This is a genomic window from Asticcacaulis sp. AC460, assembly GCF_000495795.1.
Classification (GTDB): domain Bacteria; phylum Pseudomonadota; class Alphaproteobacteria; order Caulobacterales; family Caulobacteraceae; genus Asticcacaulis.
Genome location: NZ_AWGD01000021.1, coordinates 199,220 through 214,164 on the forward strand (window position 1 = coordinate 199,220; position 14,945 = coordinate 214,164).

At 64.7% G+C, this 14,945-nt stretch carries 8 protein-coding genes; 3 read left to right on the forward strand and 5 right to left on the reverse strand.

What is annotated here, in order from left to right; translation table 11 throughout:
- Nucleotides 1-16: 16 nt before the first annotated feature.
- Genes ABAC460_RS37235 through ABAC460_RS37245 form a run of 3 tightly spaced genes read left to right on the forward strand, consistent with a single transcriptional unit; the run spans nucleotide 17 to nucleotide 5,752 of the window.
- Complete coding sequence (locus tag ABAC460_RS37235) at nucleotides 17-2,098, forward strand: alpha-L-fucosidase (protein WP_023453803.1); 2,082 nt, start codon at nucleotides 17-19, stop codon at nucleotides 2,096-2,098.
- 8 nt (nucleotides 2,099-2,106) lie between these two features.
- The gene (locus ABAC460_RS37240) at nucleotides 2,107-4,254 is read left to right on the forward strand and encodes an endo-beta-N-acetylglucosaminidase (RefSeq protein WP_023453804.1); all 2,148 of its coding nucleotides are present in this window, start codon (nucleotides 2,107-2,109) and stop codon (nucleotides 4,252-4,254) included.
- A gap of 4 nt (nucleotides 4,255-4,258) precedes the next feature.
- Complete coding sequence (locus ABAC460_RS37245; RefSeq protein WP_023453805.1) at nucleotides 4,259-5,752, forward strand: tryptophan halogenase family protein; 1,494 nt, start codon at nucleotides 4,259-4,261, stop codon at nucleotides 5,750-5,752.
- Here the strand turns inward: ABAC460_RS37245 and ABAC460_RS37250 are convergent.
- Genes ABAC460_RS37250 through ABAC460_RS37270 form a run of 5 tightly spaced genes read right to left on the reverse strand, consistent with a single transcriptional unit; the run spans nucleotide 5,749 to nucleotide 14,925 of the window.
- Nucleotides 5,749-6,756: a N(4)-(beta-N-acetylglucosaminyl)-L-asparaginase gene (locus ABAC460_RS37250; RefSeq protein WP_023453806.1), complete on the reverse strand. Its 1,008-nt coding sequence runs from the start codon at nucleotides 6,754-6,756 to the stop codon at nucleotides 5,749-5,751. The genes ABAC460_RS37245 and ABAC460_RS37250 overlap by 4 nt on opposite strands.
- Nucleotides 6,757-6,768: 12 nt before the next feature.
- On the reverse strand, nucleotides 6,769-9,054 hold the full coding sequence (locus ABAC460_RS37255) for a GH92 family glycosyl hydrolase (RefSeq protein ID WP_023453807.1): 2,286 nt from the start codon (nucleotides 9,052-9,054) through the stop codon (nucleotides 6,769-6,771).
- Complete coding sequence (locus tag ABAC460_RS37260) at nucleotides 9,051-10,457, reverse strand: glycoside hydrolase family 125 protein (RefSeq protein ID WP_023453808.1); 1,407 nt, start codon at nucleotides 10,455-10,457, stop codon at nucleotides 9,051-9,053. Before ABAC460_RS37260 ends, ABAC460_RS37255 begins: the two co-directional genes overlap by 4 nt.
- A gap of 2 nt (nucleotides 10,458-10,459) precedes the next feature.
- A complete protein-coding gene (locus ABAC460_RS37265) occupies nucleotides 10,460-12,295 on the reverse strand; it encodes a glycoside hydrolase family 35 protein (RefSeq protein ID WP_023453809.1) in 1,836 nt (611 codons plus the stop codon).
- Nucleotides 12,296-12,300: 5 nt separating this feature from the next.
- On the reverse strand, nucleotides 12,301-14,925 hold the full coding sequence (locus ABAC460_RS37270; protein ID WP_235075808.1) for a glycoside hydrolase family 3 C-terminal domain-containing protein: 2,625 nt from the start codon (nucleotides 14,923-14,925) through the stop codon (nucleotides 12,301-12,303).
- Nucleotides 14,926-14,945: the final 20 nt, after the last annotated feature.

Below are 14,945 nucleotides of genomic sequence, written 5' to 3' on the forward strand. Positions count from 1 at the left end.
AGCAAAGGATCGGCCCATGAGCTTTACCCGGCGACATTTCGTCATCATGGGCGCGAGCGCGGCGACCGTGACAGCGTATCCGGCCTTTGCGGCTGATGGACCTTCGCCCTATGGCGCGACGCCGTCGCCGCGCCAGGCCGCGTGGCACAGGCTGAAGACCTACGGCTTCGTCCATTTCACCATCAACACCTTCACCGACCGGGAATGGGGCTATGGCGACGAGCCCGAAGCCCTGTTCAATCCGACCGATTTCAGCGCACAACAGATAGTCGCCGCGGCCAAGGCCGGTGGGCTGAAGGCATTGATCCTCACCGCCAAGCATCATGACGGGTTCTGTCTGTGGCCCAGCGCCTATACGGAACATTCGGTCAAGAACAGCCCCTACAAGGACGGCAAGGGCGACATCGTCCGCGAAATGGCCGACGCCTGCCGCAAGGCGGGCCTGAAGTTCGGGGTCTATCTGTCGCCGTGGGATCGCAACCACGCCGAGTACGGCCGGCCGGCCTATGTCCAGTATTATCATAACCAGTTGCAAGAGCTGACCACCCAGTACGGAAAGCTGTTCGAGGTGTGGTTTGACGGCGCCAATGGTGGCGACGGCTATTACGGCGGGGCGCGCGACACGCGTAAGATCGACGGCCACACCTATTATCAATGGGACACGGTGCGCGCCATCGTGCGCAAGAACCAGCCGGATACGGTGATGTTCGCCGACGCCGACATGGATGTGCGCTGGGTCGGCAATGAGGACGGGGTCGCCGGCGATCCGTGCTGGCCCACCGTCGATGCCACGCCCTTCACCCAAGAGAAAGGCAATCGCGGTGTCCGGGGCGGACCGATCTGGAACCCGGCGGAGACCGATGTCTCGATTCGGCCGGGCTGGTTCTGGCATAGCGATGAGACGCCGCGGTCGCCGGCCAACCTGACGCGGCTGTATTTCGAATCCGTCGGACGTGGTTCAAACCTGCTGCTCAACCTGGCGCCCAACCGCAGCGGCCGGGTCCCGGCCGAGGATGTGGCCGCACTCAAGGCGTGGAAGGCCCTGCTTGACAAGGGTTTCCGGAAAAACCTGGCGCATGGGGCGACGGCGCGTGCTTCCAGCAGCTTCGGTCCGGCGTTCCCGGCCGGCAACCTGGTGTCAGAGAAGGCTTTCTGGGCGGCGGCCGAGAGCGATCGTGGCGGTGCCTGGGTCGAGTTGGAGCTGAAAGGGTCGCGGACGTTCAATGTCATCGCTGTGGCCGAGGACATTACGCGCGGCGTCCGCGTCGACGACTTTGCTGTCGATATCCAACAGGGCGGTGGCTGGGTTGAGATCGCCCGCCATACCGCCATCGGTCCGCAGCGGCTGATCCGCCTCGATAAGCCGGTGACGACGGAGGGTGTGCGCCTGCGTATCGTGACCGCCGCTGCTTCTCCGGTACTGAACGGCTTCGGGCTGTTCCGTTTGCCCGACATTGTGGAAGAACCTGCTATCGGCCGTGATGCCCAGGGACTGGTGGCTTTGCGCGCGGCGGAAAAGGCGCTGGATATCCGCTATACGCTGGACGGTTCGGAACCTGATGGCGATGCAGCGTTGTATGGGGCGCCCTTCCCGCTCCCTGACGGCGGTGTCGTCAAGGCGGTTGCCCGCGATACCGGCAATGGTGTGGCAAGCGCCGTGGTGACGCGCGAATTCGATGTCTCTCCCGTGCGCTGGACTGTGGTCTCGGCCACCGGCGATGCGCCACAGGCCCTGCTGACCGGTGGCACCTTTACCGGCAAGCCCAATGAGCCTGTCGAGGTCGTCCTGGACCTGGGGCAGAGTTATGAGTTGAAGGGGTTCCGCCTGACGCCGTCGCAGAACCGGTCGTTGAGTGTCGAGGCCATAGCCAAGGTTGGGCCGCCAGCTGGCTACGAGGCCTGGGTCAGCGGCGATGGCCAGGGTTGGGGCACTTCGGTGGCCACGGGCGAGTTCTCCAACATCGCCGCCAGCCGGGCGGAACAGAAGATCCGTTTCGCGCAACCGCACGCCGGGCGTTATCTGCGCCTGCGCTTCCCCCGTGCCGTCCAGGACAAGCCGATCATCGTTATCGGCGCCCTTGGTATCCTCACGCGCTAGGATTTTTCATGCACAGCCGCCGTACCTTTCTCGCCCTGACCGCCTCGGCCTCGCTCCTGCCGTGGTCGACTTTGCGTGCCGCCGATGCCCCGGCCGGGCTGGCGCCGAAATACCCCCTGTCCGGTCCGGAAGACGCCTGGCTGGCGTTCAAGGCCTATGATCCCGCGACCGATCCGGATGCGGCACATTTCCGCTCGCGCGTCGCCCGGGCCGAGCGCATCGCGCCGTTTGCCCCTACCCAGGCCCATCCGGCGCTGAATCCCGCGGTGCCGGGCGCCACATTGCTGGCGGCCTATCTGACCCTGAGCGACACCGATATCGACCTGAACCGCACGCGCTATGCCGTCGGCAGCCCGCACTGGGTCCATGTCGAACGGTCCTGGCAATTCCAGGATATAGCGGTCGGATGGAATACAACCGGCCTGGTGCCCAATCCGTCGCTGGTCGACGCTGCCCATCGCAACGGCGCCTTGTGCCTGGGGACCATGTTCCAGCCCGATCCGCGCTTCTTCGATGGCACGGATCTGCCGCGGCCGCAGGTTGCCGCCAAGCTGGTCGGATTGGCGCAGTATTTCGGCTTCGACGGCTATTTCGTCAATTTCGAAAGCTATACGGATGAGGACGCCCGCGCCGTCCAGGACCTGATCGCCGACATGCAGGCGGCTGCGAAAGCGGCCGGGCTGAGCGACTTCCATATCCAGTATTATAACGGCCATACCGGCGCCGACGCTGTCTGGCCGGGTTCACCGCATGTCGACGGCACGCCGCGCGGTCGGGCCGAGGCAAGGTCGGATTCGATGATGCTCGACCAGGGCTGGAGCAATTATGGCCTGACGCGCGGTTGCTGTTCCGGGCGGCCTTTGAAGGCGGTGCCGACGCTGGGGCAGATCGCGGGCAGCTATGATCCGCTGGATGTCTATTACGGCTTTCAGCTGTATCCGGGGCCGGGCTATTTCGGCCTGATGGCGCCGACCGTCATTCAACCCAACGGTGGCAAGGCGCTGGGCGGTTTGCAGATCTACAGCGTCGAGGATGGCCTCCGGAAGATGCGCCGCGCCCGGCTGGATGCGTTGCGTGCCTTGCCGCAGCCGACCGAGGTCGAGCGCGCCGAGATCGCGGCCTTTACCGCGCCAGCGTCGCGCCGCAACGCCTGGTACAACCTGTATCGCCGTTTTTGGGCCGGCCAGAGCGGCAATCCGGCCATGGATAATGCGCCGACGCCGGAACAACAGGCCATCTATGGCCCGGCAGATGTGCGCAAGATCTATACCGACTATCAGGCGCCGGGTCAGGCCAGCGACCAGATCCGCCTGCCCGTCACCTACGGCGTCGCCAACTTCATCGCCGAGCGTTCGGTGATCGGCGCCCTGCCCTTTGTCAGTCATTTCAACACCGGCGACGGCGACCGCTTCTTTGTCGGCGGCGAACGCGTGGCCGAGACGCCGTGGTACAATATGGGCATCCAGGACGTCCTGCCGACCTGGACGTGGTGGACCCGATCGCTGGATGGCGGCGCCGTGCTGGAGGTCGATTACGACTATGTCGACGCCTATGATGGTGGGGCGTCGTTGCGCATCTCGGGTGCCGGCAGCGCCACCGAGGTCAAGCTGTACAAGACGCAGATCGCGATTGACGGTGAGACCACAATTGGGCTGGCCTATAAGGGCGCCGGGCTCGAGGTCGGCCTGGTCTTCGAAGACGCGCCGGACACAACCGAGTGGCTGAAGGTCGGCAAGGGCAAGGCGGTCAATGGCTGGCGGCAGTGGCGGCAGAGCCTTAAGGGCTATGAAGGGCGTGTTCTGGCGGCGGTATCGCTCGGCGCGTCGGGACCCGCCAGTATCGGTGAGTTCGCCCTGACTTCGGAAGCCACGGCTGTAGCCAAACCGGAAGGCTTTGCGGTAACGGCCAGCCAGATTGACGCCAGCGGAAAGTCGGCCGACCTGCGCCTCAACTGGACCTTCGATCCCTCGGTGCGGCACTACGACCTGTTCGCCGTTAACGGCAAGGCGCGAACCTGGCTGGGCAGGATCGTTAATGACGCCTATTTCGTCAAGGGCCTGGCGCGGACGGATGGGTCCACGGTCCTGCAATTGGTACCTTATGGCCGCGACGGTCGGCCGGGTGAAGCGGCGACCACGACATTTGACTGGGGCTAAACCTATGGACACAGCGAAGCGCCGCCAGGTGGTGATCGTCGGCGGCGGGACCGCCGGATGGATGTCGGCGGCGCTGCTGGCCAAGATCACCCAGGGCCGGCTGGGCGACATCACCCTGGTCGAATCCGAGGAGATCGGCACGATCGGCGTCGGCGAAGCGACCATCCCGGCCATCAAACGCTTCAACCGCCTTCTGGACGTCCAGGAGCGCGATTTCGTCCGCCAGACCCAAGCCAGCTTCAAGCTGGGGATCGAATTTGTCGACTGGGGCAAGCTGGGTGCGCGCTATTTCCACCCCTTCGGGCCCATCGGCAATCCGATCGGCCGCACCGATTTTCACCACTTCCTGACGCGGCGACGGCTGGCCGGCGAGGTCGAGGACTTCGAGACCTATTCGCTGAACTGCGTGGCGGCGAAACAGAACCGCTTCGTGGTGGCGCCGCAGGACGACTCGCTGCTGTCGACCTTGGCCTATGCCTACCATTTCGACGCCAGCCTCTATGCGGCCTACCTGCGCCGTTATGCCGAAGCCAAGGGCGTGCAGCGTGTCGAGGGCCGGATCAAACATGTGGCCCAAAACAGCGAGACGGGCTTTATCGAAACCCTGACCCTGGACAGCGGCCAGACGATCGCCGGTGATTTCTTCATCGACTGTTCGGGCCTGTCAGGCCTGCTGATCGAGAAGACCCTGCATAGTGGGTTTGAAGACTGGAGCGCGCTTCTGCCGTGCAACAGCGCCGCCTTTGTGCCCAGCGAAAAGACCGATCCGATCACGCCCTATACGCGGTCGACGGCGCGGACGGCCGGGTGGCAGTGGCGCATTCCGCTACAGCACCGCACGGGTAACGGCCATGTCTTCTGTTCCGACTTCATGAACGATGACGAGGCGGCGGCGACCTTGTTGCGACATTTGGACGGCAAGGCCCTGGCCGATCCGAAGTTCGTCCGGTTCAAAACCGGGCGGCGCAAACTGAGCTGGAACCGCAATGTCGTGGCCATTGGTCTGTCCGGCGGTTTTCTCGAGCCGCTGGAATCGACCAGCATCCACCTGATCCAGTCGGGCCTGGTCAAACTGCTCGATTTCTGGCCGGGCGAGACCATCGATCCCCTGCTGGCCGAGCAGTACAACCGCGCCATGGCCAACCAGTACAACTGGATCCGCGACTTTATCATCCTGCATTACAAGGCGAGCCAGCGCGACGATTCCGAGTTCTGGCGCTATTGCCGCGACATGGCGGTGCCCGACAGCCTCACCTATCGCCTCGACCATTTCCGCTCGTCGTCGCGGATCGTGCTGACGCCGGGCGAGCTGTTCCAGCCGCCCAGTTGGCTGGCGGTCATGCTGGGGCAGCATATCGAGCCTGAGGGTTATGATCCGCTGGCCGATATAGCCGACGCCGAAAAGGTGGCGATGCAGTTCAACCGCATCCGCACCGCCGTCAGCCAGGTGGCCCAGACCATCCCGTCGCATCAGGCGTATCTGGATAGTTTGGGTTAGGAAAACACGCTCTTCGACGCCACAACGCGGTCGGTTTGGGTGCCGTCGCACTGGGCGTAGACAAAGCCCGTCTGGATGGCGAAGGCGCCGACATCGCCCTTGGTGTTCAGCGCCAGGAACCCGACCTGCAAGGTTTTCGCGGCCTCAGGACGGCGGAGGACGATGCGCATCACCGCCTCCTCGCAGGCCTGTTGCGGCGAGCGGCCCTGGCGCATCAGCTCGACCACCAGGAAGCTGCCGGCATTGCGGATGACCTCTTCGCCGACTCCCGTCGAGGTCGCCGCACCGACCTCGCCGTCGACATAGAGGCCGGCGCCGACGATCGGGCTGTCGCCGACCCGGCCACGCAGCTTCCAGGCCATACCGCTGGTCGTGCAGGCGCCCGACAGACGGCCCTGCTGGTCCAGGGCCAGGATGCCCAGGGTGTCGTGGTTGTGCTTGTCGCCCGGCACGATGCTGCCCGGGGCGTGACCATAGGTCGACACCTCGCTATTGGCGACAGGCTCGTACTTGGCCGTCTTCAGCCAGTCCTTCCAGGCGGCTTCCGATTCCGGCGTCAGGAGCTCTTCGGGTTTGAAGCCCTGTTCGATGGCAAATTGCAAGGCACCGGCGCCGACCAGCAGGACGTGCGGGGTCTTTTCCATGACCAGGCGCGCCACCGAGATCGGGTGTTCGATATGCTCCAGCGCCGCCACAGCGCCGCAGCGCCATTTCTCGTCCATGATGCTGGCATCCAGCGAAACATGGCCGTCGCGGTCGGGATAGCCGGCGCGGCCGACGCTGTGGTTTTTCACGTCGACCTCGGGGATGCGCGCGCCGGCCTCGACGGCGTCCAGGGCGTAGCCGCCGCCCTTTATCACGTCCCAGGCGGCCTGGTTGGCGGCCACGCCGAAGTCCCAGGTCGAGACCACAACAGGCTTTGCCGTCGCTGCATGGGCTCCAGTGGCGCCGGCCAGGCCAGCCAGGGCCAGGGTGGTTTTGAACAGGTCGCGGCGGTGGGGCATGGCGTCAGTCTCTCAGGTAAAGGAGGGCGGCCGGTCGGCCATGGCGGAACCGAAGGCGCTGTTGGGTTCGGGTCCCATATCGAAGCTCAGGGTACCGCCGCGGATCAGGTCGGCATGACGGATCCAGCTCTTGCGATAAGGTTTGCCATTCCAGCGCACCGATTGCACGTAGATGTTGGCGGGGCTGTTGTTCGGGGCTTCGATAACCAGGCGGCGGCCGGGCGCAACCGCGAGCTCGGCTCGGCGGACCAGGGGCGAGCCGAAGACATAGACGGCGCTGACCGGATCGACCGGGTACAGGCCCAGCGCGCTCATCAGATACCAGGCGCTCATGGCGCCACAGTCCTCATTGCCTTCCAGACCGTCGGGCGCGGCCCGATACATCGTGGTCATGATCTGCCGGACACGCTGCTGGGTTTTCCAGGGCGATCCGGTATAGGCATAAAGATAGGCGACGTGGTGGCTGGGTTCGTTGCCGTGGGCGTACTGGCCGACCAGACCGCTGATGTCGGCCAGGCTGGCCTCGGCGGCGTTTGGCGCTTCGGTGAACAGGGCGTCGAGCTTGGCTTCGAAGGCCGAGAGACCGCCGAACAGCTTGGCGTAGCCGTAGATGTCGTGCTGGTTCAGGAAAGTCGCCTGCCAGCCATTGGTTTCGGTGTAGTCGCGCCATTTCGCCTGGTCGTGGCCGAGGGAATGCGGGTTGTAGGGTGTGACCCATTGGCCATCGGCGCGTTTGCCGCGCATGAAACCGATGTGGGGATCGAAAAGGTGGCGGTAATTGCCGGCGCGATGTTTGAGCGCGTCCGCCGCCGCGGTTTCGTCGACATGGGCGGCCAGTTTCGAGGTGCACCAGTCGCTGTAGGCATATTCCAGTGTGCGGGATACGCTTTCATCGACCTGGTCGGCGGGGATGTAGCCCTTTTCGCGGTAGAGACCCAAGCCGTGAAGGTCGTCGGTGAAGGCGCGTTTGGCCAGGACTTCGTAGCCGGCGTGATAGTCGATGCCGGGGATGTTTTTGGCGGCAGCTTCGGCCAGGACCGAAGCGCAGTGATAGCCGATCATGGTGTCGGTCTCGCGCCCCTGTAGCGGCCAGATCGGCACGCCGTCGGGGCTTTGCTGGCCCATGCGGACCAGGCCGCCGACCATGCCAGGCAGGCGTTCCGCCTGGGTTAAGGTGAAGAAAGGATGCAGGACGCGATAGGTGTCCCACAGGCTGTAGGTCGAATAGCTGACCTCGCCCGGCTTCAGGGTGTGAATCTCATTGTCCATGCCGCGATAACGGCCGTCGACATCCTGAAAAATCGTCGGCGCCAGCAGAGCGTGGTAGTGCGCCGTGTGGAAGATGCGTTTGTCAGTCTCGCTGGCCAGGTCGACGCGGACCCGCGACAGTTCGCTGTCCCAGGCAGCGCGGGCCGTGGCGCGTACACGCTCAAAGTCGAAATCCGGTAGTTCGGTGTCGAGGTTCTTCAGGGCGCCGGCGATATCGACGGCGGAAATCCCGACCTTGACCAGCAGCGGCGCGGCGCCGGCATCGGGGAAATGCAGGGCCGCCTTGAGGTTGGTGCCGGTCAGGTCAGTGGCATCGGCGCGTTTGTCATTGCTGTAGAGGTCGGCGCGGGCAAAGGGCCGCGACAGTTTCAGCGCGAAGAATATCCACCGGCCCTTGGCCCACTGGAAAACCTGGCGGCCGCCGACGACTGTGTCGTTGCCGATCAGTTTCAGCGAGACATGGTCGAGAATAAGATCCTTATCGCCCCACCATTTGATCGCGCCGTGGGCGAGGTCGAGCAGGATATGACCGCCCTCGCCGGCCGGAAAGGTATAGCGGTGCAGGCCAACCCGGGTTGTGGCGGTCAGTTCTGCGCGCACACGGCTATCGGTCAGGTCGACGGCGTAATAGCCGGGCGAAGCGGTTTCGCTGGCGCGGTCGTATCGCGAGCGGTAGCCGGCATCGGGATTGTCGAGCGGTCCGGGCGTAAGCTTGACCTCGCCGGTCGCCGGCACTAGCAAGATGTCCAGCATATCGGGGCAGCCGGTGCCGCTCAGGTGGGTATGCGAAAACCCCATGATCGAGCCGTCCGACTGGTGGTAGCCCGAGCACGAATCCCAGCGCTTATTGCTGGTATCCGGGGATAGTTGCACCATGCCGAACGGGACGGTCGCACCGGGATAGAGGTGGCCGTGGCCGCCGGTGCCGATAAAGGGATCGACATGATCACTGGGCGACGCCGCCATCGCGGTAGCCGGTGTCATGGCTATGGCGGCGGTGCCCGCCAGGAGGTGTCGGCGCGAGATCATAGCAGGTGCGGCCGTTCGACCTTCAGGGTCAGGATCAGTTCGCCGAACAGGCTGTTGGCCCAGGCAAACCACGACCGGGTAAAGATGGCGGCATCATCCTTGCCGACCGACTCGTTCATGAAGCCGCGCGGCGCCGCGGCGGCTTTCAGCCCGGCCAGGCAGCGCGTGATTTCGGCATCGTCGGTGCTGGTCAGGGCCTGGATCATCAACGAGATCGGCCAGACCGTGTTCAGGCCGGAATGGGGGCTGCCGATGCCGCGCAGCACCTTGCCCTCGTAATAATAAGGGTTTCGGGTGCTCAGGACGGCGGCGCGGGTACGGCGGTAGAGCGGGTCGTCCTTGGCGCAGAAGCCGAGATACGGCAGGCTCAAAAGGCTCGGGACATTGGCGTCGTCCATAAACAGCGCGTTGCCGTAGCCGTCGACTTCATAGGCCCAGATGTCGTTGCCGTCTGCGTCCTTCATCTTGCCGTGGGCATGCATGGCGGCTTCGACTTCGTCGGCCAGGGCGCGGCAATCGGCGGCGAAGGCTTCGTCCAGGCCGGTCGCGGCGGCCATGCCGGCGAGCTGACGCAGACTGACCACGGCAAAGGCGTTGCCGGGAATGAAGTAAGGATAGGTGCAGGCATCGTCCGACGGGCGGAACCCCGAATGGATCATGCCGGTGATCCGCGTCGGCCAGCCATAGCCGCGCGCCAGGGTTTCGGTCGGTTCGGTGGCGGTGCGGTTGAATTTGTAGGGGCCGTCGCCGGTCTTGCGTTGCTGGTCGCGGAAGGTCTGGAGGATGGTGCGCATGGCGGCGCGCCAAGTGTCGTCGAAAGGTGCGGTGTCGCCGGTGGCCGTCAGGTAGCCGTGCGACAGGCGGATCGGATAGCACAGGCTGTCGATCTCCCATTTGCGCTCGGCGACGCCCGGCTTCATGTCGGTCTGGTCGGTCTGGGACCACGACAGGTCGGTGCGCGCCGTGGGGTCGCGCATATAGGCGTTGGCATAGGGGTCGATCAGTATGCAGCGCGCCTGGCGCTGGATCAGGCCGTGGAACAGGGTTTTGAGCGCCGGGTCCCTGGCGAGCGGCAGGTAGGGCGAGACCTGGGCCGAGGAGTCGCGCAGCCATAAGGCCTTGATATCGCCGGTGATAACGAAGGCGTCGCCAGGGCTGATCTCGACCGTGGTGTCCAGGGTGTTGGGATAGCAGTTGGCGAACAGCCGCGCCAGTTCGGGGTCTTTCAAGGACTTGGTGGTCTTCTGGATGACCGCCTCGACCACCGGGCTGGTAAAGTTGCGGTGCGCCGGACGGTTGCCGGAAGCGACTTCCGGCGACATGGCGGGAATTTCCGCCAAGGCGCGCGAGGCGGTCAAGGCCCCCAGCGCCGTCATAGCCATGATCAGTTGCCGGCGTTGCATTCTTAAGCCTCCACCAGGCCGGGGCGATCCCAGATCTGGTTCTTGCCGCCGGCCAGGGACCGTTCGGCGCCGGCGTGCAGGTCCAGCACAATCACCTCGTTTTGCCCGACTTTCAACCACGGCGCGGGCACGAACACGGCATGTTGCGGGCCGACCGACCAGTAGCGGCCGAGGTTATGGCCGTTGACCCAGACGTAGCCCTTGCCCCAGCCGCGCAGGTCCAGGAAGGTGTAACCGGCTTCGGTGACTTCGAAGGTGCCGCGGTGGAAGGCCGGGCCGTCGACATGGGCTTTGGAGAATGTGAGCGGGCTCAGGTCGTCTAGCGGCAGGCCGTAATGGTCCCAGCCGGTCAGGACGGTCTCGCCCAGTTTTACGTTACCGATCAGACCCTTCTGGTCTTTTCCGATGCGGTCACCGTAGTTGATACGGCCCATGGTATCGACCAGGACGTCGATCGTGGCGCCTTTCTTTGCGGCGATGTCGAGGGCGGTTTCGTGGTAGCGGCGATCCAGGGTGCCGGCCGGGATGCCGGCGACCGAGACCTGGGCATAGTCGCGGACCTCGTCAAAGCTGAGGGTGCCGGACAGGGCGGATTTGGTCCTGTGGCGGTAGAGGACCAAGCCGTGGGGCTGGCCGAGTTGTTCGAGGGTCTGGGGCGCGGTGGCGGTGACCAGTTTGCCCAGGAGTTGAGTCAAGGGCGCGCTTTGCGTCAGGCGGAAGCGTTTGATCTCGATGGCTTTTTCGGGTTCGGGTAGCGTCGGAAAGCGGTCGGCCGGCAGGTAGTTTTTGAACAGGGTTCGGGCGGCTTCGAACTTGGGCGTCGGGCGGCCGGCCTCGTCCAGCATGGCGTCGTAATCGTAGCTGGAGATGTCCGGTTGGTAGGTCTGGCTGTTGCGATCGAAGTTGGCGCCGGCGTCGAAACCGTAGGAGGTGCCGCCGTGGACCATGTAAAAGCTGAGCGAAATCCGCTGGTTAAGCATCCACTTCAGGCTGTCGATCAGGGGCGGGATCGGCATGGAGGCGTGCATTTCGCCGAAGTGGTCGAACCAGCCGCCCCATAGCTCGGTGCACATGCGCGGGCCTGTGGGTTTGAAGCGGGAAAAGCGCTCGAATTCCTTTTCGGCCTTGTCGTAGGTGCCGAAATTGATGCCGTTGAACAGTTCCGGCAAGGCGCCGTTTTCGATCACCGCGGCGCCGTCGACCGTGTACAGCGTGCCCGCAAAACCGGCGGCGCGGACCTGGTCCTTCACGGCGCGCATATAGGCTAAGTCATTGCCGTAGCTGCCATATTCGTTCTCGACCTGGGTCATCAGGATGGGGCCGCCGCGGTCGATTTCGAGGTGGGCGATCTCCTGGCCCAGGCGTTTCAGCCAGTCGCCGGACGGTAACATGTAACGCGGATCGAGCGAGCGGGGCCGGATATCCGGATCGTCGAGGAACCACGCCGGGTAGCCGCCGCTGTCCCATTCGCCGCAGATATAGGGGCCCGGGCGGAGCAAAACCCAGAGGCCTTCCTCCTGCGCCGTGCGTATCCATTGCACAATATCCAGATTGCCGGAAAAGTCGTAGATTCCCTTGCGGCGTTCGTGAGCATTCCAGAAGACATAGGTGCACAGGGTGTTGAGGCCGAGCGCCTTCAATTTGCGCAGGCGGTCGCGCCACAGCTCACGCGGGATGCGGGGGTAATGCATCTCGCCGGCCATGATGTGCAGCGGCTTGCCGTCGAGCAGGAAGTCGTCGCCTTGGATGGTGAAACGGGCGTCGGCGGCCAGGGCGGCGCCACCCGGCATCAGGGCCAGGCCGGCGGCAGCGGTCAGGAAATCACGGCGGGTGGTCATGGTACTCACTTAGGTAAGGCTTGGGCGCCGGTAATGGTCAGGGTGACGCCGTCGGTTGAGGGCTGGGCGCCGCCGACGAACAGGCCGTAGTTGCCGGCCGCCTGGGTACGGGTGCCGGCGCGGTCGACGGTGCTTAAGTCGCGCGGGGTCAGGTCGAAGGTAACCTCGGCGCTCTGGCGGGGTTCGAGGTGGACCCGCTTGAAGCCGACAAGGCTGTGGATCAGGCCCTGGGCATTGGCGGGCGGGGTCAGGTAGAGCTGGGCGACCTCGTCGCCGGCCACCTTGCCGGTATTGGTGACCGTGGCGGTGACCGTGACCCCCTGCCCGGCCTGGACCGACGAAGTGGAGAGGCGTGGCTGCGAATAGGCGAAGCTGGTGTAGCTCAGGCCATGGCCGAAGGCGTAGAGGGGCTGGCCCTTGAAGTAGCGGTATGTCCGGCCGGTCATGCGGTAGTCGATGAACGGCGGCAGGTCCTGGACCGACTTATAGAAGGTCACCGGCAGGCGGCCGGACGGGTTGTTTTGGCCCAGCAGGGTTTCGGCGATGGCCGTGCCGCCGGATTCGCCGGGGTACCAGGCCTGAAGCACGGCATTGGCGTTGGCATCGGCCCAGTTGAGCGCCACGGCACCACCCGACAGGTTGACCACGATCAGCGGCTTGCCGGTGGCTTTCAGGGCCTTGAGCAGAGCTTCCTGGCGCGCCGGCAGAGCCAGGTCGGTGCGGTCGCCGCGGTCGAAGCCCGGCACCAGGATCGACAGCTCCTCGCCCTCGATGTCCGGCGACAGGCCGACAAAGGCGACGATGGCGTCGGCGTCCTGGGTGGCTTTTATAGCTTCGGCGATCTGGGCCTCGGCGGGCGCCTGCCATTGCAGGCGCACGCCCCAGTCCTGGCCGACATGGCGGAAGTCGAGCCGGATGGCGTGAGGTTTGGTGTCGGCAAAGTGCAGGTCGGCGCTGAGGGACTTGCCGTCGCCGGTGTCGGTGATGACCGGCTGGCCGTCGACATAGAGGGTAATGGCGTCGTGTTCGTTGTTACATTCCCAGCAGCGCTCGGTGTATATCTTGAGCTGGTAGTCGCCGGCGGCCGGCGGCGTCAGGTAACCGCTCCAGCGCACGCTGTAGGGGGCTTTGTCGAAGCCCTGGACTGGGACAGTGTTGTAGAGGTCGAGATTGACCGTGGTGTCGATCCGGGTCACGGCGGGTTTGCCGGCAAAATTCGGATTAGCGAAATATTGGCCGGTCAGGCCGGGTTGGCCGCCGGTGCTCAAGGCCGTTTCGGGGATGGGAATGGCCACGCCGTCGGCGATGCTGGCGCCCTGGGTGTAGGTGACGCGGTCGTTGCCAAGGGCGGTGCGCAGCCCCTTCAGCGGGGTGACGGGATCGAGGGCGGCGCCGTGGTAATTGGCCTGGAGGATTTCCAGGGTGTCGGCATTGGGGCCGATGACGGCGATGCGGGCGGTCGATTTCAGCGGCAGGACGCCGTCGTTTTTGAGCAGGACCAGGGATTCCCGCGCCGCCTTCAGCGCCAGGTCGTGGGCGGCGGGAGTATGGATCTGGTTGGCTGTTATGGTGCCATAGGGGCTTGCGACGCCGTCAAGACCGAGGCGCGTGCGGGCGGTCCATAGGCGGGTGACGGCCTGGTCGACCTCGGCGGACGTGACCAGGTGTTTGTCGACGGCGGTTTTCAGGTGGCGGTAGAAGTTACCGCAGTTGAGGTCGGTGCCGGCCTTCAGCGCTTCGGCGGCGTTTTCCTCAGGTGTCAGGCGGTAGAAGTGGAATTCGTACATGTCGTCGACGGCGTCGCAGTCGGTAACGACAAAGCCGTCGAACTTCCAGTCGCGGCGCAGGGTGATGTCGAGCAGGTCATCCGAGGCGCAGGCCGGGATGCCATGCAGGGCATTGTAGGCGCACATCACCGATTGCGCCTTGCCTTCGGTGATCACCCGGCGGAAGGCCGGCAGGTAAGTGGCTTCGCGGTCATAGGGCGAAGAGTCGACGTCGAAACCGTGGCGGCCGGCTTCCGGGCCGGAATGGACGGCGAAGTGTTTGACCGAGGCGATGGTCTTGGGGTGCAGCGGATCGGGTCCCTGCAGGCCTTGCACGAAGGCAGCGCCAAGGACGCCGGTCAGGTGCGGGTCCTCGCCGTAGGTTTCCTGGCCCCTGCCCCAGCGCGGATCGCGGAAGATGTTGATATTGGGCGACCAGATGGTCAGGCCCATATAGCGTCCGTGGTCCTTATCTGCGCCGAGGGTGTTGAACTTGGCGCGAGCCTCGGTGGCGACCGTGTCGCCGACGGCGTGCAGCAGGTCGGTATCCCAGGTGGCGGCCAGGCCGATGGCTTGCGGGAAGACCGTGGCGTCGCCGGCGCGGGCGATGCCGTGGAGGCCTTCGTTCCACCAGTTGTATTTTGTGACGCCCAGGCGCGGGATGGCTGGGGCCGCCGCCTGGAGTTGGGAGACCTTTTCGTCGAGCGTCATCTTGGCGATGACGGGCGGGACGGGATCGGCGGCAAGGGCTGGAAGGGCGGTAAGGAGCAGGGCCAGGCTGGCGATAGCGGTTGAGCGGTAAAAAGGACGGCGGCGGACGCGTCTGCGGGCCCAATCCCCCACCGTCTTATTTGCTTCCAGCAAATAATCCACCTCCCCGTATA

What these genes read in the sequence shown, in the direction of transcription:
- ABAC460_RS37240 (WP_023453804.1), top strand. Translation starts at nt 2,107, where the DNA reads ATGCACAGCCGCCGTACCTTTCTCGCCCTGACCGCCTCGGCCTCGCTC.
- ABAC460_RS37265 (WP_023453809.1), bottom strand. Translation starts at nt 12,295, where the DNA reads ATGACCACCCGCCGTGATTTCCTGACCGCTGCCGCCGGCCTGGCCCTG.
- ABAC460_RS37245 (WP_023453805.1), top strand. Translation starts at nt 4,259, where the DNA reads ATGGACACAGCGAAGCGCCGCCAGGTGGTGATCGTCGGCGGCGGGACC.
- ABAC460_RS37260 (WP_023453808.1), bottom strand. Translation starts at nt 10,457, where the DNA reads ATGCAACGCCGGCAACTGATCATGGCTATGACGGCGCTGGGGGCCTTG.
- ABAC460_RS37255 (WP_023453807.1), bottom strand. Translation starts at nt 9,054, where the DNA reads ATGATCTCGCGCCGACACCTCCTGGCGGGCACCGCCGCCATAGCCATG.
- ABAC460_RS37235 (WP_023453803.1), top strand. Translation starts at nt 17, where the DNA reads ATGAGCTTTACCCGGCGACATTTCGTCATCATGGGCGCGAGCGCGGCG.
- ABAC460_RS37250 (WP_023453806.1), bottom strand. Translation starts at nt 6,756, where the DNA reads ATGCCCCACCGCCGCGACCTGTTCAAAACCACCCTGGCCCTGGCTGGC.